The 19,827-nt window shown below is 69.7% G+C and carries 19 protein-coding genes; 4 read left to right on the top strand and 15 right to left on the bottom strand.

Going from position 1 to position 19,827, the window contains the following annotated elements; all coding sequences use genetic code 11:
- Positions 1–2: 2 nt before the first annotated feature.
- Complete coding sequence (locus EV644_RS22570; RefSeq protein WP_132190681.1) at positions 3–1,307, bottom strand: SGNH/GDSL hydrolase family protein; 1,305 nt, start codon at positions 1,305–1,307, stop codon at positions 3–5.
- A 195-nt stretch (positions 1,308–1,502) separates the two neighbouring features.
- Here EV644_RS22570 and EV644_RS46505 point away from each other — a divergent pair, with 195 nt between their 5' ends.
- Entirely contained in the window at positions 1,503–4,295 is a 2,793-nt protein-coding gene (locus tag EV644_RS46505) for an MFS transporter (RefSeq protein WP_241998627.1), read from the top strand.
- On the top strand, positions 4,292–4,960 hold the full coding sequence (locus tag EV644_RS22555; protein WP_132190680.1) for an SGNH/GDSL hydrolase family protein: 669 nt from the start codon (positions 4,292–4,294) through the stop codon (positions 4,958–4,960). The genes EV644_RS46505 and EV644_RS22555 overlap by 4 nt, the downstream gene beginning before the upstream one ends.
- Here the strand turns inward: EV644_RS22555 and EV644_RS47555 are convergent.
- Entirely contained in the window at positions 4,937–5,620 is a 684-nt protein-coding gene (locus EV644_RS47555; RefSeq protein ID WP_132190679.1) for a CatB-related O-acetyltransferase, read from the bottom strand. The two genes, EV644_RS22555 and EV644_RS47555, sit on opposite strands and share 24 nt — an antisense overlap.
- Before the next feature lie 76 nt (positions 5,621–5,696).
- Here EV644_RS47555 and EV644_RS22545 point away from each other — a divergent pair, with 76 nt between their 5' ends.
- Positions 5,697–6,398: an SDR family oxidoreductase gene (locus tag EV644_RS22545; protein ID WP_132190678.1), complete on the top strand. Its 702-nt coding sequence runs from the start codon at positions 5,697–5,699 to the stop codon at positions 6,396–6,398.
- A gap of 55 nt (positions 6,399–6,453) precedes the next feature.
- Here the strand turns inward: EV644_RS22545 and EV644_RS22540 are convergent, their stop codons facing one another.
- From EV644_RS22540 to EV644_RS22485, 12 genes are all read right to left on the bottom strand, one after another.
- Positions 6,454–7,800: an ATP-grasp domain-containing protein gene (locus EV644_RS22540; protein ID WP_132190677.1), complete on the bottom strand. Its 1,347-nt coding sequence runs from the start codon at positions 7,798–7,800 to the stop codon at positions 6,454–6,456.
- Positions 7,800–8,777: an alpha-ketoacid dehydrogenase subunit beta gene (locus EV644_RS22535; RefSeq protein ID WP_132190676.1), complete on the bottom strand. Its 978-nt coding sequence runs from the start codon at positions 8,775–8,777 to the stop codon at positions 7,800–7,802. The genes EV644_RS22540 and EV644_RS22535 overlap by 1 nt, the downstream gene beginning before the upstream one ends.
- A gap of 7 nt (positions 8,778–8,784) precedes the next feature.
- Positions 8,785–9,741: a thiamine pyrophosphate-dependent dehydrogenase E1 component subunit alpha gene (locus tag EV644_RS22530; protein ID WP_132190675.1), complete on the bottom strand. Its 957-nt coding sequence runs from the start codon at positions 9,739–9,741 to the stop codon at positions 8,785–8,787.
- Between the two features lie 3 nt (positions 9,742–9,744).
- The gene (locus EV644_RS22525; protein ID WP_132190674.1) at positions 9,745–10,530 is read right to left on the bottom strand and encodes a DUF3050 domain-containing protein; all 786 of its coding nucleotides are present in this window, start codon (positions 10,528–10,530) and stop codon (positions 9,745–9,747) included.
- 13 nt (positions 10,531–10,543) lie between these two features.
- The gene (locus EV644_RS22520; RefSeq protein ID WP_132190673.1) at positions 10,544–11,452 is read right to left on the bottom strand and encodes a phytanoyl-CoA dioxygenase family protein; all 909 of its coding nucleotides are present in this window, start codon (positions 11,450–11,452) and stop codon (positions 10,544–10,546) included.
- Positions 11,449–12,522: a 4-hydroxyphenylpyruvate dioxygenase gene (gene hppD / locus EV644_RS22515; protein ID WP_132190672.1), complete on the bottom strand. Its 1,074-nt coding sequence runs from the start codon at positions 12,520–12,522 to the stop codon at positions 11,449–11,451. Before hppD ends, EV644_RS22520 begins: the two co-directional genes overlap by 4 nt.
- A 10-nt stretch (positions 12,523–12,532) precedes the next feature.
- Positions 12,533–13,792, bottom strand: coding sequence for a beta-ketoacyl-[acyl-carrier-protein] synthase family protein (locus tag EV644_RS22510; RefSeq protein WP_132190671.1), 1,260 nt, complete (start codon positions 13,790–13,792; stop codon positions 12,533–12,535).
- The gene (locus tag EV644_RS22505; protein ID WP_132190670.1) at positions 13,789–15,405 is read right to left on the bottom strand and encodes a class I adenylate-forming enzyme family protein; all 1,617 of its coding nucleotides are present in this window, start codon (positions 15,403–15,405) and stop codon (positions 13,789–13,791) included. Before EV644_RS22505 ends, EV644_RS22510 begins: the two co-directional genes overlap by 4 nt.
- Positions 15,402–15,767: a beta-ketoacyl synthase chain length factor gene (locus tag EV644_RS22500; protein ID WP_241998625.1), complete on the bottom strand. Its 366-nt coding sequence runs from the start codon at positions 15,765–15,767 to the stop codon at positions 15,402–15,404. Before EV644_RS22500 ends, EV644_RS22505 begins: the two co-directional genes overlap by 4 nt.
- A gap of 158 nt (positions 15,768–15,925) precedes the next feature.
- Entirely contained in the window at positions 15,926–16,960 is a 1,035-nt protein-coding gene (locus tag EV644_RS22495; RefSeq protein WP_132190668.1) for a beta-ketoacyl synthase N-terminal-like domain-containing protein, read from the bottom strand.
- A complete protein-coding gene (locus EV644_RS46495; protein ID WP_241998623.1) occupies positions 16,953–17,294 on the bottom strand; it encodes an acyl carrier protein in 342 nt (113 codons plus the stop codon). The genes EV644_RS22495 and EV644_RS46495 overlap by 8 nt, the downstream gene beginning before the upstream one ends.
- Positions 17,294–17,548, bottom strand: coding sequence for an acyl carrier protein (locus tag EV644_RS22485; RefSeq protein WP_132190667.1), 255 nt, complete (start codon positions 17,546–17,548; stop codon positions 17,294–17,296). The genes EV644_RS46495 and EV644_RS22485 overlap by 1 nt, the downstream gene beginning before the upstream one ends.
- Before the next feature lie 17 nt (positions 17,549–17,565).
- On the opposite strand from EV644_RS22485, the gene EV644_RS22480 reads away from it, so the two are divergent.
- The gene (locus EV644_RS22480; RefSeq protein WP_132190666.1) at positions 17,566–18,321 is read left to right on the top strand and encodes a 4'-phosphopantetheinyl transferase family protein; all 756 of its coding nucleotides are present in this window, start codon (positions 17,566–17,568) and stop codon (positions 18,319–18,321) included.
- Here EV644_RS22480 and EV644_RS22475 read toward each other — a convergent pair.
- Positions 18,252–19,652: a class I adenylate-forming enzyme family protein gene (locus tag EV644_RS22475; RefSeq protein ID WP_199239949.1), complete on the bottom strand. Its 1,401-nt coding sequence runs from the start codon at positions 19,650–19,652 to the stop codon at positions 18,252–18,254. The two genes, EV644_RS22480 and EV644_RS22475, sit on opposite strands and share 70 nt — an antisense overlap.
- Between the last annotated feature and the right edge of the window lie 175 nt (positions 19,653–19,827).

Here is a 19,827-nt window from a genome sequence, read left to right as displayed (position 1 = left end):
CCTCACCGGACCAGCTGCAGCGGGACCGCGTTGGCCATCGCCTGGTAGCCGGCGTCGTTCAGGTGGATGTGGTCGCCACCGTCGAAGTCGGCCCGCAGCTTGCTCGGCGCCTGCGGATCGCGGACCGCCTGGTCGAAGTCGATCACCCCGTCGAACTCGTGGTTGGTGCGGATCCAGGAGTTGACCGCCTGCCGGGTCGCCTCCTTCTCCGGCGTCCAGCCGCCCGGGTTGGACAGGCCCTCGAACGGCGTGATGGTGGCGCCCAGGCTGCGGATGCCCCGCTCGTGCAGCTGGGCGTTGAGCTGCTTCAGCGCCGCGACGACCTGGTCGGTGGTGGCGTTGTCCATCCAGATGTCGTTCACGCCCAGGTGGGTGATCACGACACTCGGCCGGGTCTGGCTGAAGACGTCCTCGTTCAGCCGGGCCAACGCGTTCGGTCCGAGCTGCTCGATGCCGTTGGGCGCGCCGAGGATCGGGTCCGGGCTGTCGTGCAGCAGCCGGTTGCCGGCCATGCCGACGTTCAGCACACCCGGTACGTCGTCGCGCCGGTCGGCGACCAGCCGCTCGGCGAGCTGGTCGGGCCAGCGGTTGTTGCCGTTCAGGGTGCTGAGCAGGCCGTCGGCGATGGAGTCACCGAGGACGACGATCGCGCCGTCCGCCTCGTCGGTCTGCACGTCGACGCCGGACAGGAAGGTCCAGCAGCAGGCCCGCGTGGTGATGTACGGCGTGCCGTCGGTCGCGCTGGTCAGGTCCCCGGGGCCGAAGAAGTTCTGCTGCGTCGAGGACGCGTGCCAGGTGGTCGGCCCGGTCGCGGTCGGGTAGTAGACGCTGATCACCAGCGTGGTCAGGTCGGCGACGCGAAGGTTCACCGGGTCGCTGAGCAGCTCGGCGCCCTTGTTCATCACGGCAGTCGGCGAGCCACCGAAGGTCAGCGTGCGCTTGGAGGCCGGGTCGATGTCGGACTGCACCGGCGTCGTGGTGTCGGCCTTGGCCACGGTGGCGGCGCCGATCTGGATCGGCCGGTCGCCGTAGATGTTCGAGAACCGGATCCGGACGTTGTCGCCCCCCACGGACGGCCGGACCACGTAGCGGGCGCTCTGGTTGTCGAGCCCGGTGGCGGTGAAGCCGGTCGCCTCGGCCTTCGAGAGACCGGCCGACCAGCTGCCGACCCACTCCGACCGGCCCTCGTACCCGGACGACTGGTTCGAGGACTGGACGGCGTCGGAGCCGGTGAAGACCAGAGCCGACCCGGCCAGCGAGACGGCGGCCGCGAGGGCCGCGGATCTGACGGTACTGGGAATGCGCATGGAACAACCCCCCAAATGGGTTGGCGCGCGACGGGCGAGAAATACCCGGCGCGAGTGGCGGTGACGGAAACCTAGTTCCGGATTCCTGACACGTCAACGGCGGTTTTGAATTGGCCGATTGAATTCTCCCGGACCCTTGGCCGCGGCGTAATTCTCGAAGTACAGTCCTTCCGGATCGGGAAGGGTGTGGCAGCCATGTCGGTCGATGTCGTGCTGGAGGAGAACCTGGAGCAGTCCGGTTCTTATGTGGTGGCCGCGCTGCGTTTGTTCGAGCGCTATGGCGACGCCGAGGCGATCGTGGCCGGCGAGCGCCGGATCAGCTTCGCCGGGTTGCGGGCCCAGGTGCTCGACCTGGCCGCCACCCTGCAGAACCGGGGCATCGGCGCGGGCACCGGCGTGCTCGTGCTGGCCGGCAACACCCCCGAACTGCCCGCGCTCCAGCTCGCCCTGCACCTGGTCGGCGCGCGGACGATGTGGATCGCGCCGATCGCGGGCCGCCGGGAGATCGAGGCGTTCGCCCAGCTGTCGGACGCGGACGTCTTCGTCTACGACGCGACCACCAAGGGCGTGCTCGGGGAGCGCCTCGCGGTCAGCCTCGGCGTACCGGTGCACTGCCTGGGCGAGGGCGGCCTCGGGCGGAACCTGCTGGTCCCCGCGGCGGCCGAGTTCGAGCCGGAGCCGCACGATGTCGAGCCGGCCACATGCCTGCAGACCAGCGGCACGACCGGCGAACCGAAGCTGGTGCATCACCGCCAGGCGTTCTACGAGCAGATCCTGACGCTGGCCGCCGACTACCTGGCCGCCGGGCTGCCCGTGCTGCGGCACCTCTCGCACTCGCCGATGGCCTTCGCGAGCGGGCAGATGACCAGCTTCTTCAACCTGTTCATGGGCGGCGTGCTGTTCCTCGAGGACGAGTGGGACGCCGGCCGCGCGCTGGCGACGATCGAGCGCGAGCGGATCAACTCCACCTACGTCTCGCCGCCGCTGCTCTACCAACTGCTCGATCACCCCGACCTGCCGGCCACCGACGTGAGCAGCCTGTTCATGCTCAACGTCGGCGCCGGCCCCGCCGCTCCCTCCCGGCTGCGGCAGGCGATCGAGCGGTTCGGCCCGGTACTGCGGATCGTGTACGGCCTGAGCGAGGTCATCGTGGTCACCGCCCAGCCGGGGCTGACCCACGACCCGGACCATCCCGAGCGCCTCCGCTCCTCCGGTACGCCGTACGGCGATGTGCGGGTGGCGATCCGCGACGGCGAGGGGAACCCGCTTCCGCCCGGTGAGACCGGGGAGATCTACACGACCAGCAAGCTCCGCTTCGCCGGGTACTGGGGCCGCCCGGACCTGACCGAGCGCGCGATCGTCGACGGCTGGGTCCGGACCGGCGACCTGGGGTACCTCGACACTGACGGCTACCTGTACGTGGTGGACCGGGTGCAGGACACGATCGTCACCGGCTCGAGCAACTGGAACATCTACTGCCGCCCGATCGAGGACCTGCTCCAGGCGCATCCCGGGGTCCGCGCGGCCGCCGTGATCGGCGTACCGGACGAGGCGTACGGCGAGGTCCCGCACGCCTACGTGGTCCGGTACGAAGACGCCGAGGTGACCGCGGCGGAGCTGCAGGACCTGGTCCGCGACGAGTTCAACCAGATGTGGATGCCGCGCGGGATCGAGTTCCTCGCCGAGCTGCCGCTGACCTCGGCGCACAAGGTGGACAAGGTCGCCCTGCGGTCCGGGTTACGCGTCGCGATGAGCCGCCGGTCCGGCCTGATCGCCCTCTTCACCGCGGACGTGGTGTCCGTCCTCGGCAACCGCGTATCGATGGTGGCGATCCCCTGGCTGGTCCTGACCACCACCGGCAGCCCCGCCAAGATGGGCCTGATCGCCGGCGCCGAGATGCTCCCGTACGTCGTGTCGGGCGTGCTGGCGGCTCCGCTGGCGGACCGGTTCGGGCTGCGCCGGACGTCGATCGTGACGGACCTCGGCAGCGCCGTCGCGATGGCGGCGATCGTGATGACACCGGGCTCGTCGTTCGCCTGGCTCTGCCTGCTGGTCGCGATCGCGGGGACACTGCGTGGGCTCGGCGACCGGGTCAAGCACGTGATGCTGAAGCCGATGGCCGACGCCGGCGGGGTGCAGATGATCCGGGTCACCTCGTCCTACGAGGGGTTCACCCGGACCGCGACCCTCGTCGGCGCACCGCTCGGTGGCCTGCTGATCAGCTGGATCGGGCCGAACAAGGCGATCTGGGTGGACGCGATCTCGTTCCTGGTCTGCGCCGCGCTCGTGGCCGCCCTGGTCCGGCTGCCGCCTGCCGCGGAGGACGCGCCGGCGCCGCCGAAGGAGCCCTACTTCCAGGCGCTGCGGGGTGGCTTCAGCTACCTGCGCAGGGACCAGCTGCTGCTCGGCATGATCGTGATGGTCTTCTTCCTGAACGTCTTCAACCAGGCCGGCACGGCGGTCTTCGTACCGCTCTGGGTCGAGGAGGTGCTCAAGTCGCCGGCCGCCCTCGGGCTGCTGTTCGGCGGGTTCGCCGCGGGCGCACTGCTGGGCAACGTGATCTTCATCGTGCTCGGCCCGCGCCTGCCGCAGTACGCGTCGTTCGTGATCGGCGCGGCGATCGGCGGCGCGCCGCGGCTGTTCGCGCTGGGCCTGTCCCACCAACTCTGGGTGGTCGTCACGGTCAGCTTCGGCTGCGGCATCGCGAACGCCGCGGTGAACCCGGTGATGGGCGTGACCCTGTACGAACGGGTGCCCGCCGCGCTGCAGACCCGGGTGTTCGGCGTGACCGGCGCGATCGCCTTCATCGGCATCCCGATCGGCGGTGTCCTGGCCGGCTGGTCGGCCGCCACCTTCGGCCTGCGACCCGCCCTCATCGCGTCCGGGGTGATCCTGCTGGTGGTCAGCCTGGTGCCGGTCTACCGCTGGTGGCGGCACCCGGTCGAGCTCGCCCGCTACGGGTCCCCGGCGTCCGAGGAGGCGGCGTGATCACCGAGGCCACAGACGAGTACTGCCTGGCCGAGGGCGAATCGGCCAAGCTGCTGACGGGTCACCCCTGGCGGCGGTTCGTAGTACTGGGTGACAGCGTGGCCGAGGGGCTGTGTGAGCCGGTAAAGGGGTACTCCGAGCTGCAGTGGGCTGACCGGTTGAGTGCTGAGCTGCGGGCGTCCGCGCCGGCGCTGGCGTACCTGAACCTCGGCGTGAGCGGGCTCCGGGCGCACGAGATCCGCGCTCGTCAACTGGCTCCCGCGCTGGCCTTGGAACCGGATCTCGCGCTCGTGGTCGGAGGCGGGAACGACGCCTTCAGCGCCCGGTACGACGCCGACCGGGTGGACGCCGAGCTGGGCGCGATGGTGACCGCGCTGCAGACGGCCGGCGCGGACGTGATCACGCTCGGGATGTTCGACGTGTCCTACTCCCCCGCAGTCGTCGAGTGGCTCCGCCCCGGCCTCCGCACCCGCATGGGGACCCTGGCCGGGCGCACCCGCGCGCTGGCCGAGCGCCTGGGCACCATCCACGTCCACCTCACCGACCACCCTCTCTCCACCGACCCCAGCCTCTACAGCACCGACGGTCGCCACGGCAACGCCCGCAGCGACGCCGTCGCCACCGCCGAAACGATCAGACGCCTAGGCGCCCACCTCAGTCACTAGCCCATGCTTCAGGGCTACCTCCTCCACGTCCTTCGGGGTGCCGGTGAAGATGGTGTGGGCGTGCTCGGTGACGAGGTCGACGGGCCAGTTCCACCAGGCGGCGCGGAGTAGGCGGTCGACGTCCTCGTCGTCGTACCGACGCTTGAGCACCCGGCCCGGGTTGCCGCCGACGACCGAGTACGGCGGCACGTCGGACGTCACCACCGCCCCGGTCGCGATGATCGACCCGTCGCCGATCGTCACGCCGGGCATCACGGTCACGCCGTACCCGATCCAGACGTCGTTGCCGACCACTGTGTCCCCCTTGCGCGGCGCCCCCAGGGCAGGCTCCAGCGTCCGCTCCGCCCAGTCCCCGCCGAAGATGAAGAACGGGTACGCCGAGACGCCGACCAGCGGGTGGTTCGCCGAGGACAGCAGGAAGGTGGCCTTGGCCGCGATCGGGCAGTACCGGCCGATGATCAGCTTCTCCGGCCCGAACGGATACAGCACATTGTTCCGCTCGAAACCCGCCGCATCGTCCGGATCGTCGTAATAGGTGAATTCCCCTATTTGGACATAGGGGACCGTGATCAGGGGTTTCAGGAATACAGTGCGCCGACGATCACTGAACGGGTAGATGACATTTGGGTTGGGCGCACTCGACACCGGCTGCTCCTTCATCTGGTGATCCTCTGATAGTGTTTTCCGACCCTTTTGAACACTGCCGAAATGGCATCACTTCGTCTACAGTCCCGGCATGGCCGACAACGACGCGATCCTGATCTCCGGTGCCACCGGCTGCATCGGCAGCACGCTGGCCCGGTCCCTGCACGCCGACGGACTGCCGCTGGTGCTGTTCGGGCGCAACGCCGAGAGCCTGGAGAAGGTCGCCGCGGAACTGCCCGGCGCCCAGGTGCTGGTCGGTGACATCGGCAAGGCGGACACCCTGGCGGGCAGCGTGACGTTCCCCGAGCGGCTCGGCGCGGTGGTGCACGCGGCCGGCATCTGCGAGGGCCGACCGTTCAGCGAGAGCGACCCGGCGCTGATCCGCGAGCACCTCGAGGTGAACCTGGTCGGCCCGTCCGAGCTGACCCGCCTGGCGCTCCCCGCGCTCCGGGCCGCCCGCGGCAGCGTCGTCCTGGTGAACTCGCTGGTCGGCCTCTACCCGTGGCCCGGCTGGATCGGCTATGCGATGAGCAAGTACGGCCTGCGCGCGTTCGCCGAGACGCTCCGGCTGGAGGAGTTCGACCGTGGCGTCCGGGTGACCAGCATCTACGCGAGCCGGGTGGCGACGCCGCTGCAGGCCAAGGTGCACGCCCAGGAGGGCAAGGAGTACGTGCCGGACGAGTGGGTACAGCCCGAGACCATGGCCCGGACCATCCGCTCCGTGCTCGACACCCCGCGCGACGCGGAACTGAAGGACATCACCCTGATGCATCAGAAGTACCCCCGGCCCTGATCAGGCACTTCCGACCAGCAGCGGACCGGTGACGAGGTCCGCTGCCAGTCGACGGTCACGTCAGCTCTCCGTTCACGAGCAGCAGGCCGCCGGTCAAGGCGCCCTGGGTCAGGTTGACGACGCCGCCCGCGCCGGGTGGTGAGAAGCGGGTGAAGACGCCCGCCGGGATCCGGTCGAACAGATAGGTGGACACGCAGTACGAGACGTCGGCCTCGACCACCTCCGCGGTCTCCGGCCTGAGGAACTGCATCGTCAGCGGATCGGCCTCGATCAGCTCCTGGATGATGTGCGGGCCCTCGGCGGCGTCGAGCGCCTCGGCCCAGGCCTCCGGGCTGGTCTGCGGGCCGATGAAGACGCCGTGGCCGCCGTAGTCGTCGGTCGGCTTGAAGACGAGTTGCTCGCGCTCGTTGATCGCCCGCTGCCGCAGCTCCGGGCCGTAGATCCAGGTGCGTGGGATGTGCGCCCGGACGATCTCGGCGTCCTCGTCGGGCAGTTCGTCGAGGTCGTTCCAGAGCCAGGCGAAGATCGTCTTGTTGCTGAGCAGCCAGACCGCGGTCGGCAGGTACATCCGGAAGGTGCCCGCCTTGTTCGCCAGCCGCAGCGCCTGCAGGCCCGGGCTGTCGTTCACGAACGGCGGCACGAACATCCGCCAGACGGCGTCGATCGTCTGCTCCCCCGCCTTCAGCCGGCCGTCGGCGTCCTGCTCGACCCACTCGACCGGGTAGACGACCAGGTCTACGCCGAGCTCGCGACCACGGTCGGCGAACGGCTTCAGCCGGTTGATCATGTAGTTCGGCCGATCCGCGCCCGGGTAGCCGCCGCCGGCGGTGAACAGCATCGCCGTCACCTTGCCCGGCCCGACGTCGGACCGGATCGCGTCGTAGCGGGCGTCGATCGCCGACGGCGGCGCAGCCGCTCCGATCGCCCGGAAGAGTGGCTCCCCGGCGTACACGTCCATCCATCGCTTGATCACGCCGTCGGCATCCAGTACGCCGCCCAGCGCGCTCTCGACGTTGCACTCGACCATCCGCGGAACACCCTGCTCCAGCAGGAGATCCGAGCGGATCGCGTTGATCAGCCGGCCGGTCAACGGCTCGGTGTCGTCCAGCAGCTGGATCCGGCCGACCGGCACCTGCAGGACCTGCCGCAGCTCGCCGGCGGTCCGGGCCCGGCGGCGGCACGCGTCCAGGACGAGCTGCGAGACCCGCTGGGTGATGCGGTTCATCTCGTCGTACCCGGCTCGCGTCGCGACCGGTGAGCGGAGCGGGATCCAGTTCTGGTTCTGCAGCGCGACGTCCTCGTAGACCTGCTGCCAGTGCTTGTGGCCGTAGGCAAGCAACTTGTCGCGGACGCCTTCCGACAGCACCGGCCACAGCTCGGCCGCGGATGGTCGTTCGGTCACTACCGTCCCCCTTCTGTCAGTACGCCGCGGATCGCCTCGAGCAGGTCGTCCCGGCCCGGCTGGACGGCCCGGTCCAGCGCGAGCGCGAAGGGCAGCACTGCACCGTCCGGCCGGGTGACCCGCCGGGGCGGGGCGTCCAGGTCGAACCGTTCGGCTGCCACCGCAAGGACTTCCGCACCGAATCCGCTGGTCCGGTTGGAGTCGTCGATCACCACCAGCCGCCGGGTCCGGGCCACCGACGCAGCCAGGCCGTCGACGTCCAACGGATAGACAGTGCGTGGGTCGAACACCTCCACTGAGGCTTCGCCCGCGAGCTCGTCGGCGACGGCCAGCGCGTCTTGCACAAGGTGGCCCAGGGCAACGACTGTCACGTCGCTGCCGGCCCGGGCGATCCGCCCGACCCCCAACGGCACCGGCCGCAATGTCGCGAAGTCGACATCGTCCCTGACCCCGAGCGCGCCGGACGGAGCGAAAACCACCACCGGGTCGTCGTCCCGGATCGCCGACAGCAGCAGGCCGTACGCGTCGGCCGGAGTGGCCGGCACGACCGTCTTCACCCCCACGTGCGCGAACAGGCTGTACGGGTGGTCGGAGTGCTGTCCGGCCCACCCGGTCCGCGACCCCGACCCCGGTACGACGTACGTGACCGGCACCTTGCACTGGCCGCCGGTCATCAGCGAGAACTTGTGCGCCTGGTTCACGATCTGCTCGAACACCAGGAACAGCAGCGACGGGATCTGGAACTCGATCACCGGCCGCAGTCCGGCCAGGGCCGCGCCGGTGGCGAAGTTGGTGAACGCCTGCTCGGACAGCGGCGTGTCCAGCACCCGGTCCGAGCCGAACCGGGTGAACAGCCCGGCGGTCAGGTTCGAGGCGGCCGCCCGGATGTCCTCACCGAGCAGGAAGACGTCCGGGTCCCGGTCCAGCTCGTCACCGAGCGCCCGGTTCAACGCCTTCAGGTAGGACAGTTTGGGCATCAGCGCATCACCTCCGGAGTCCCGGCATCGGCGTGGCGTAGAGGTACTCGAGCGCGGCGGCCGGATCGGGATGGGCACTGCCCAGCGCGATCCCGGCCGCCGCGTCCAGCAGGGCCTCGACCTCGGCATCGACGGCTGTCCGATCCTCGGCAGCCAGCCGTGCGCCCTGTATCTCCACTGGGTCCCGCGACCGCCCAGTGGAGAGTTCCTCGGTCGAGCGATAGTTCAGACGCGCCCAGTGCTCGAACGTGTGGTGCGCGTCGAAGCGGTAGGTCCGGCACTCCAGGAAGGTCGGACCCTTACCGGCCCGGGCCCGGTCCACCGCGGCAGTGGTTGCCGCGAGCACCTTCTCCGGGTCCTGGCCGTCGATGCTGAAGGCCGGGATGCCGAAGGCCCTGGCCCGGCCGGTGATGCTGCCCGCCACCGCGGAATGCACCGGCATCGTGGTGGCGTAGCCGTTGTTCTCGCAGACGAACAGCACCGGAACGCGCCAGAGCGCCGCCAGGTTGAATGCCTCCAGCAACATCCCCTCGTTGACCGCGCCGTCGCCGAAGAAGCTGACCGCGACGGTCGACCGCCCCCGCCGGCGCTGCGCCCAGGCAGCGCCGGTGGCGATCGCCCCGGCCGCGCCGACGATGGCGTTCGCGCCGAGGATGCCGAGGCTGAAGTCGGCCGCGTGCATCGAGCCGCCGCGCCCCTTGTTCAGCCCGGACTCCCGGCCCATCAGCTCGGCGAACATCCGGGCCGGGTTCACCCCCTTGGCCAGCACGTGGCCGTGTCCCCGGTGCGTGCTGGTGATCAGGTCGTCGGGCCGGAGCGCCGCGCAGACCCCCGCGGCCACGGCCTCCTGACCGACGTACGGGTGGATGCCGCCGACGATCTCGCCGGACCGGACGAACTCGATCGCACGCTCCTCGAAGCGGCGGATCAGCCGCACGGTCCGGTAGAGATCGACGGTCGACATGACTCAGCCCTTCACGGCGGCGAGGATCGAGTCCCAGAGCCGGGCCCGGGCCGCGAGCGCGGTGTTGATGGTGTCCGCGCACGCCTCCCACTTGGCGTCGTCATCACCGCACAGGTCGGTCACCATCTGCATCGCCATCGGGGTGTGCTGCTCGCCGTCCACCTCGATGTGGCGTTCCAGGTAGTCGACGAAGGTGTTGAGCCTGTTCGACCGCTCGTTCACCGCGACCACCTGGGTGAACATGTCCGGGATCAGGTCCTCGCGCCCGAAGGCGAAGGCGGCCGCCTGGCAGTGCACCGGCTGGTTCTCGATGATGTCCCAGGTGGTGGCGGCGAAGTCGATCGAGGCCTGCGGCACGCCGGCCTCCTTCAGCGAGTCGACGACCGAGCCCCCGTTGCGCAGCAGGTCGACCAGCTTCTCGATCGCGGTCGTGTCGGCGCCGGCCTCCTTCATGCCGTTGACGTAGAGCTCGAAGTGGCTGATGAAGCCGTCGCCGAGTTCGTCGCTCTCCTCGACCATCACGATGTCGTTGATCAGCCGGCGGCTGCTGGTGTGCGCGGTCGGGATCCACGGCACCGTGACGCAGGTGAGCTCGCGCTGCAGCGACTTCAGCAGCGACATGAAGTCCCAGACCGCGAAGACGTGGTGCTCCATGAAGGTGACGAGCGACTCGTGCGTGTCCAGGTTGGCGTAGAGCGGGTGCTGGACGACCTTGTCCCGGGCGTCGCCGACGGCCTTCTCGAGCTGCTCGATGCCCGGGTGGGTCTGACCCCAGTCGTAACGTGACATGTCCTTCTCCTTGTTAGCGATCGGCCCAGAGGGTGGGGCAGAAGTCCGGGTCGGCGTAGTCAGGCCGGCCGTCCGGGGTCCGGCGGACCACGGCGTCGTGGTTGTACGCCGCGAGGGTGCCGTCGGAGAGCGGGAACTCCCGGTAGGAGTTGCCGCCGTCCTGCAGGTGCAGCGAGATCGCCCGGCGCGGCCGGTCGGTCACGTTCGCGCCGGACCCGTGGTACGTCCGGCAGTGGTGGAAGTTCAGGTGGCCACGAGGGATGGTGATCGGCACCTTGACCACCTCGACGCCGTTGTACTGCGCGTTCTCGGTCAGCATCTGGTCGAGCTGGGACCGGTCCCGCTCGGCGAAGTGCCGGACCACGGTGTCGTCGGAGCCGATCTCCTGCCACCGGTGGCTGCCGTCGACCATCGTGATGGTGCCCATCTCCGGCGGGCAGTCGTGGAACGGGATGAACGCGGTCAGCATCCGGTCCGACGACGAGGACGACCAGTAGTGCTTGTCGAAGTGCCACGGCACGATGTTCGAGGGCTCCCCCGGGACCGGCGGCTTGTAGATCAAGGTGGACTGGAAGATCCGGATCTCCTCGACCTGGGCCAGCCGGGCCGCGACCGCGCCGATCAACGGCTTGCGCAGGATCTTCGCCAGTCCGTCGTGCTCGTAGTGCACGTAGTCGTTGTGCCGCTGCACGTCGCCCTTGGAGGGGTCCCAGTACGCGAGCTTCGGCGGTCTGGCCGGCAGCGTGCGGTCCCGCTCGCCGGCGTAGTACCGCTCGCTGGCGTTGACGAGTTCGTCGGTCTCGTCGTCGGTGAGCAGCTTCTGCGACAGGTACCAGCCGTGCTGCTGGTAGAACGCGACGTCGTCGTCCGACGGCAGCAGCGCGATCTCGTCCTCGGACAGCGTGAACTCCAGTGCGGTCATACCTCGACCCCCTGCAGCTCGCGTTCCTTCGCCTCGTACAGCGCCTTGATGTTGCCGCTGCCGAACGTCATCGCGCCGCGCCGCTCGATGATCTCGAGGAACAGCGTGCGGCGGACGTGCATCGACTCGGTGAAGATCTGCAGCAGCTGACCCCAGTGGTCCTTGTCGACCAGGATGCCCAGCTCCTCCAGGGATTCCAGCGGCGTCTCCACCTCGCCGACGCGGTCGGGCAGCGCCTTGTAGTACGCCGACGGCGAGGCGAGGAAGTTCACCCCGCGCTCGGACAGCGTGCTGACCGCCTCGACGATGTCGCTGGTGCGCAGGGCGATGTGCTGTACTCCGGCGCCCGCGTGCCAGGTGAGGAAGTCGTTGATCTGACCAGGCCGGCGGTTCGGGTCCGGCTCGATCAGCGTGAAGGTGACGTGCTTCGACGGGCTCTGCACCACCGTCGACTCCATCCCCTGTCCGGCCACCTCGATGTACTCGTCGAAGATCGGCAGGAACCCGAAGACGTTCTGGTAGAAGTCGACCGTCGGCTTCAGCCGGCCCGACGGCACGCAGATGGCCAGGTGGTCGATCTCGCTGAACAGCTTCTCGTCCGGACCACCCGCGGGCTCGGTGATCTGGAACGCGCCCGGCAGGAACTCCCGCCGCGGTCCGTGCCGTTCGACCAGCCGGTGGACCACGTCGCCGAAGCCGGCCACCTCCGCGATCACCACGGTGGTCTCCTGCTCGTCGGTGTACGTCACCGGCTCGGCCACGGACTCGGCGCCCCGGGCCAGCAACTCGGTGTAGGCCACGGACGCGTTGTCCACTTCAAGCCCCACAACGGCGACTCCGTCACCATGCCGCTGCACGTACTCCGCCGCTGGGTGGTCGGCGGCCAGCCCCGAGGTCAGCACGATCTGTACGGCGCTCTCCCGCAGCAGCAGCGATCGCTGGCCGGCCAGCCCCGTGTCCGGACCGCCCTGGCCATGGACCTGCAGGCCGAAGGCGTGTCCCAGGTAGAACGCCGCCTGCTTCGCGTCGCCGACGTACATCTCCACGTGGTCGATCCCGTAGATCTCCATCACGATGACTTCACCGGGCCTTTCCCTCACTCTTGATCTCTGTGCTCGGTGGTCCGAACAGCAGGCTGACGTTCTGGCCGCCGAACCCGAACGAGTTCGACAGCGCGTACTCCACGCGCACCTCACGCGGCTCCTTGCGGACGTGATCCAGCGGGCAGGCCGGATCCGGGTCCTCGAGGTTGTACGTCGGCGGCAGCAGCCCGGCGTTCACCGCCAGCGCACTGGCGGCCGCCTCGACCACGCCTGAGGTGCCGAGCATGTGACCCGTCAGGGCCTTGGTGGAGCTCACCGCCGGGCTGGATCCGTCGAAGGCCAGGCCGATCGCGACGGACTCCGCGACGTCGCCGAGCTTCGTGCTGGTGCCGTGCGCGTTGACGTAACCGACCTGCTCGGGTCTCACCCGGGCGCTGGCGAAGGCCCTGCGCATGCAGTCGGCAGCCCCCGTCCCGTCCGGTCGTGGTGCGGTCGGGTGATGCGCGTCGGCGTTCACTCCGTAGCCTGCGACATCGGCGTACCCGGCTGCTCCCCGGGCGGTGGCGTGCTCGGCGCTCTCCAGCACCAGCAGCGCGGCCCCTTCCGACAGCACGAACCCGTTCCTGCGCAGGTCGAACGGCCTGCTCGCCTGGGTCGGGTCATCCCAGTTCCGGGCGAGCGCCCGGGCGTTGGCGAAGGTCTCCGCGAAGGTCGGGAAGAGCGGCGCCTCGCTCGCGCCGCAGATCACCACATCCACCTCGCCGGTGCGAATCAGCCGCACGCCGTCGGCGATCGCCTGCGCGCCGGACGCGCACGCCGTACCGACTGATGAGGTGTAGCCGCGGAGGCCGAGGCGGATCGCGATCCTGGCCGCGGGCATGTTCGGCAGGATCCCGGTCAGCAGGTAGGGGCTGACGGCCGCGCGACCGCGTTCGGCCCGGGCCAGCACCTGGTTTTCCAGCGTGGCCATGCCGCCCACGCCGCCGACGATCACACCGATGCGTGCGGGGTCGACGTTCTCGCCGACGACCAGACCGGCGTCGGCCAGCGCATCCTCGGCGGTGAGCTGGGCGAGGATCACCGTGCGGTCCATCACCTTCCCGTCCGGGCCACCAGCGATCGTGCCCGCGTCGAACGGCGGCAGGAAACCGGCCAGTTCGACCGAGTTCGCGACCGGGTGGCCTTCGGGCGGACGGCTGATGCCGGACCTGCCATGCAGCAACGCGTCGAAGACGTTCTCCACACCTCGGCCGACCGGGGTGAGCAGGCCCATTCCGGTGATGGTTGCCGCGGTCATCGACCCACCCCGGCTCCGGCCGCCACGCCATCCAGTCGTTCCTGGCGGAGCGCGACCTTACGGACCTTGCCCGTCACCGTCACCGGTACGTCGTCCTCGCCGATGACAGCGATCCGCCGGATCGTCGCCGCGACTTCCTCGCCGACGGCGCGTCGTACCGGCTCGCTGCGGTCTGCGGCGGGGTCAGCGTCCTGCGAGAGTTCGAGCAGGACGTCGGTGAGGAATCGGCCGTCCTCCTGGACGATGATCACCGTGCAGTCGAGGACCTCTGGCAATGCCGCGAGGATGCGCTCCTCCGACATCGACGTGTAGAGCTGCGGCCCCTCGAACCCGGCCACCGCGTCGGGCACCCGGTCCAGGTGGAAGAAGTGCCCGGTCTCGTCGCGGTAGACCAGGTCACCGGTGAGGAACCAGCCGTTCAGCCGGAACCTGTAGGTGTTGACCGAGTCGTTCCAGTAGCCCGGCGACACCGAGGGCGACCGGAAGCCGAGCAGGCCCGGCTTGCCCGCCGGGAGTTCCTCGCCACGGCTGTCGAGCACGGTCGCCTCGGCGAACTGGTACGGCTTGCCGATGCACCGGCCGTAGTGCTGGCTGTCGATCGTGTGGGTGACGTGGAACCCGTTGTGCCCCATCTCGCTGGACCCGAGCCCGTCGATGAAGTGCGACCCCGGGACCGTCGTACGGCCCTGTCTGGTGACGGTTTCGCGGGAGCCGACCGCGACCAGCTTGCGGATGTGCGGCTCGTGCGCGCAGTCGCCGGTGTTGAACCACATCCGGACCGAGGCGAGGTCGTGCCGGCTCAGGTCCTCGCGGGCCAGGCCGGCCCAGGTGACCGCGAACCCATAGACCCCACGCGGCTTCCACCGCTCGATCTGCCGCAGCACGTTCGGCGCGTCCTGGCTGGACAGCAGCAGCATCTCGGCCCGGTTGCCGAGCACCTGGTTGACCATCAGGATCGTCGCGGTGTGCGGAATCGGCAGCGCGTTCAGGATCCTGTCGGTGCCCTGCGCCTGCGGCATCGTGAGCAGGTGCTTCAGCGCGGCGTACAAGGTGGTGTGCGTGTGCAGGACGGCCTTCGGTACGCCGGTCGTCCCCGAGGTATGAGTGATGACGACCGGATCGTCCTGGTGGTGCCGGTAGTGCTCGGGCGCCTCGGCCGGATCGCCGGTGCCGACATCCTTCGGCTCGGCCAGGATCGGCGCCTCGCTGAGCTTCTCCCGATGCTCGGCATCAGCCAGCACGCCGGTGACGCGCAGGCGGCGGATGTACTCCTCTGCGATGGCCGGGGCCATCTTGCCGTTCATCAGCGCGGGGATCGCTCCGACCCGGGTGAGCGCGAGGAAGCTCAGCACGATGTCGGCGGCCTCCGTCGCCCAGATCGCGACCACATCCCGGCGACCGATGCCGTGCTCCCGCAACCACGCCGTACGGGCCTGGACGCGCTCGTCGAGCTCGCCCAGCGTGAGCGGGTGCTCGGCCGGGAAGTGGTCGACCGCGGTGTCGAAGGTCAACCCCGGTCCCTGCAGGTCGGCGCCGTGGGCGATCACGGTCCCCAGCACATTGCCCGCACCGATCGTCGGGTCCGCGGCCAGTTGGGCCCTGAGACTTTTCATGACGGATCTCCCCCACTTACCAACAGGGCCACGGCGGTGTCGCCGGCGGCCGCTTGTTCGACGAGTACGACGAGGACGTGGTCCGCGTCGCCGTCCGCGATCAGGAGTGCTGCCTGGTCGAGCCCGGTACGCCGGGCGTCGGTGGTCGGGCTCAGGCAGACGACCGGTCCGCGCAATCCCCAGCGGGCTGCGACATAGCCGGCCACGCTGTTCGGCACAGACTGGAAGAAGTAGAGCGGGCCGACTCGCTTGCCGTCGGCAACCGCGGCGCGGACGTGCTCGGCGCCGGCCCGATCGCCGGTCCGGCTGACGAGCACGATCCCGGTCCGTTCGCCCTGCCGCAAAGGCGGTTCGCCGAACACGGGCCGCAGGCAACCATCGGCCACAGCCGCGACGAGCGGGCTGAACGATGACCCGACGAAACCGGGTAGTGACGGAGGACCTGCCAGCGCGTCGTCAGCCGACTGCGGCCAGTGACTGTCCGTGACCACACGGGGTTCAGGAATTCCGGCGAGGCGGTTCATCCAGCACGCACCAGCAGGGCCGTGTCGGCGCCGCCGAAGGCGGCATTCAGAGTCATCCCGTACTGCGCTGTGGCCGGCCTGGGGGCATCCAGGATCAGCTCCAGCGGGCAGTCCGGATCGGCCGTGGTGAAGCCGGCGTTCACCGGCAACTTGCCGGCGCGCAGGGCCAGCACTGTCAGGACGAGTTCGAGCAGCCCGGAGGCTTCCAGGGCGTGACCGTGCACGGCCTTCGTCGAGCTGACCGGGACATCCGCCTCGAACACACGGCGGATCGCGGCCGCCTCGGAGGAATCGCTGAAGCTGGTTCCGGTGGCGTTGGCGTTGATGTAGCCGACGACCTCGGGCGGGAGATCCGCCTTGCGGAGTGCGGCGGTCATCGCGGTCGCCAGCCCACGACCATCAGGAGCCGGCTGGCACGGGTGATAGGCGTCGCCCGCGCGGCCCCACCCAACGATCTCCGCCTGACCCTCGCCTGCTTGGAGGACCACTGCTGCCACCCCATCGCCGAGGAGCAAGCCCTTGCGGTCAAGGCTGAACGGGCGGACCACGCCGTCGTCCGAGAGCGCCCGGCCGGCGTCGAACAAGGCGTACTGGTCCGGCTCGACCAAGTAGCCGGCTGCCACCACGATCCGGTTCGCGTGGCCTCTGCGGATCAGCGCGGCCGCGTCGGCGACCGCAGTACTGGCTGAGACGCAGGCGCTGGTGTAGATGCGGGTGGCTCGCGATGCCAGGCCGCGCACGCCGGCGCGGCCGTGAACCGCCAGGAACAAAGGGGTTGTGGCTCGTCGTGCCGCGTTCAGGCCGGCCTCCGCGCAGGCGCCGGTGATCGCGTCGAGCATCTCCTCCTCCAGCGAGCGGACGTCCGCCGCCGTCGCTGCGCGGTGGACCCGGCGATTGGTGGTGTCGAAGCGCTGAACCTCGGTGAAGGCGGCCGCGCCGGGCAGCGCCGCCGCGAGTTGCGCCTCGGCACCTCGGCCGAGAGCGCTCAGCACCGAGAGCCCGGTGATCGAGACCGGTCGCGGGTCAGCCATGGCCCGGGATCACCTCCGCGAGCACGGCGACGGCGTCCCCGATTGTCCTGATCCGGTCCAGCTGGTCGTCGTCGAGCTCGACCGCGTAGCGCTGCTCGACCTGATGCACCAGCCAGGCCAGCTCCATCGAGTCGATCCGTTCCCGGACCTCCCCCGCGGGCCGGTCCCCCAGCGCCGCCAGCCAGTCCACGATCTCCGCCCGTCCAGGCGGCCCGGGGACCGACGGCGACTGCACCGACGCGACCGACCCAGCCGACGGCGGGACCGGCTGGACCCACTCGGCCGACGACGCAGCCGGCGGCGGGGTGACGGGGGGTGGGGCGGACGAGTTCATCAGACCTGCTGCGCGACCCGGCCGGCCACCGCGGTGGTGAACTCGCCGACCGTCATCAGGGCCAGCTCCTCGGACTCGTCGTCGGAGAAGCGCACCCCGAACCGGTCCTCCACCCGTACCGACAGGTCGGCCAGCGCCAGCGACTCCAGATCCACCCCGGCCGGGCCGAGGGTGGTGTCGTCGTCGATGCCCTCGGTGTCGTAGTTCATGTCCTGCAACTGGGCGAGGACGAACTCGCGAACCTCTTCCCTCATCGGGATACCTTCTTTCTGTGGAAGAACGTCCGGGATCCGGTCCGGAGCCCGTGCACGTCTGGGTGAAGCCTGTCGACGGCGACCAGCGGTCGGCCGCACACGCCCTGCTGATCGCGCTCGCCGTCAACCTCGTCGGCGGCGAGCCGGTACTGCGGCACGACGAAGCCGGCCGCCCGCATGTGGACGGTCTGTGGGTGAGCGTCAGCCACGGGCACGATCTGGTCGCGGTCGCCGCGAGCGCCGCGGGTCCGGTCGGCATCGACGTCGAGAACCGCCGGTCCTTCGAGGTCGCGGGCCTGGCCAGGCGCTGGTTCGACCCGGCCGAGCTGACCTGGATGGCCGCTCAACCCGACGAGGTCGAGGCGTTCCTGCGGTTGTGGACGGCGAAGGAGGCCGTCGGCAAGGCACTCGGCCGCGGTCTGCGCGGCTCGGGTCTTCGCCGATTGATGCCCCTCCCGCCAGAACCCCTCGCTCCGGCGGACCCCCTGCCTCCGCCGGAATCCGTCCACTCGCGGGAACCCCTCGACTCGCCGCCCCCCGATGCGGGCACCCTGACCGGTGGCTCTCTGACCGGTGGCTCTCTGACCGGCGGCCTGGTGCCCTCCGAACCCACCCTGGCGCTGCTCTACCTGACCCTGCACGCTGATGCCGTGCTCGCGGTCGCAGTACCGGCTGGTGTCCGGTCCGTGGAGGTCTGCGAACATCACGGCGCTGCCTTGCGCAGCACGGTGACGTCGCGGACCAGCTTCCCTGTGGTTGTCCGTGGCAACTGATCGACCAGCCGCACGCTCCGCGGCCGCTTGTACGACGCGAGCTGCTGGGCCAGGTCGGCCTCGATCCAGGCGACGGTGCGCGGCTCGTTGAGCTGCAGGTAGGCGGTGATCCCGCCGTCGAAGACGACGACCGCCGCCTCGACGCCGCGCAACGTGCCGAGCGTGTACTCCACCTCGGTCAGGTCCACCTTCAGCCCGCCGACGGACACCTGCGAGTCGAGTCGCCCCTTGATACTGACCAGCCCGGTCTCGGGGTCGACCACCCCGGCGTCCTTGGTCCGCAGCCACCCGTCGGCCCAGCGCGCCGGGTCCGACAGCCCGAGGTACGGCGACTCCGGCCGACGGATGTGCAGTTCCCCGTCGACAGCCCGTACTTCGATGCCGGGCGCGGGCATGATCGCCGGACGGTGGCGGCCGAACAGGTCGGTGCCGATGACCCCGACCTCGGTCATCCCGTACATGTTGCCGAGCGGGACCTGGAACTTCTCCTCGAATGCCCGCGAGATCGCGGCGGGCACGAGTTCCCCACCGGTCGTCATCCGCTTGAACTGCGGCAGCGGCGGCGGCTCGTTGACCGAGGCAAGCAGCCCGATGTGGAACGGTACGCCCAGCACGGTCGCGGGGCTGTCGTCGCTCGCGATCGCCTGGACGATCGCGTCACCGGTCAACCGCGCGGGCGGGACCAGCGTCACGCCGGCGTGCAGGCCGTACAGCAGGCCACCGACCAGACCGAGCACGTGCACCATCGAGGGCAGCAGGATGACCCGCTCGCCGCGCTGCGGAACCCCGTCGATCCGGGTGTAGCGCAGTACCTCCTCGACCAGGTCCTCGGCGGTCCGGCCGATCACCTTGGACGGCCCGGTGGAGCCCGAGCTGAGCTGGACCACCGCGTGCGAGGTGTTCGCCGGGTGACCGGAGTAGCTGGCCACGTCGGTGTCGATCTCGACGAACGTGCGCAGCCCCGAGGGGACCGGCCGCTCGGGCGACACCACGACCTGCGGAACCAGCCGCTCGATCGCCCGGCGGACCTCGTAGTCGGTCAGCCGGTGATCCAGCAGGATCGCCTGGCCACCGCTGCGCCAAACCGCCAGCAAATGCGTGATGAATGCCATTGACGGGGGTAACCGCAATGCGGCGGCACCACCCGGGCGGAAGCCCGATTCCGCCAGTTCGGATTGCCGGTCCCGGACCAGCCGGCGCAGCATTCCGCGGTCAATGGGAGTAGGGAGATGGAAGCAGACGTCGCTCGCCGGTCCGGCCAGCAGAACGTCGTCGACCCACTGGGCACCCATAGTGGTTCCGGGCACCACGACAGTACCGTCCATGGTCATCCGAGCTCCGAAGTTCGCCTTGAACACAAAGGATTCAGAGCACCAGCACCCCCACCAAGGCCTGGCGATGACGTGACGATACGACACGACCAGACGGTCCCGCTACGGACCGAAAGTGACGACTCCGCTACCCTTCGCAATGTGCTCCGGATCGCTTAACATTTGGCGAAAAATG

It is taken from the genome of Kribbella orskensis, assembly GCF_004342085.1.
GTDB classification, from domain to species: domain Bacteria; phylum Actinomycetota; class Actinomycetes; order Propionibacteriales; family Kribbellaceae; genus Kribbella; species Kribbella orskensis.
Note: the sequence above shows the minus strand (reverse complement) of the source record. Positions and strands in the feature narration are given on the sequence as shown.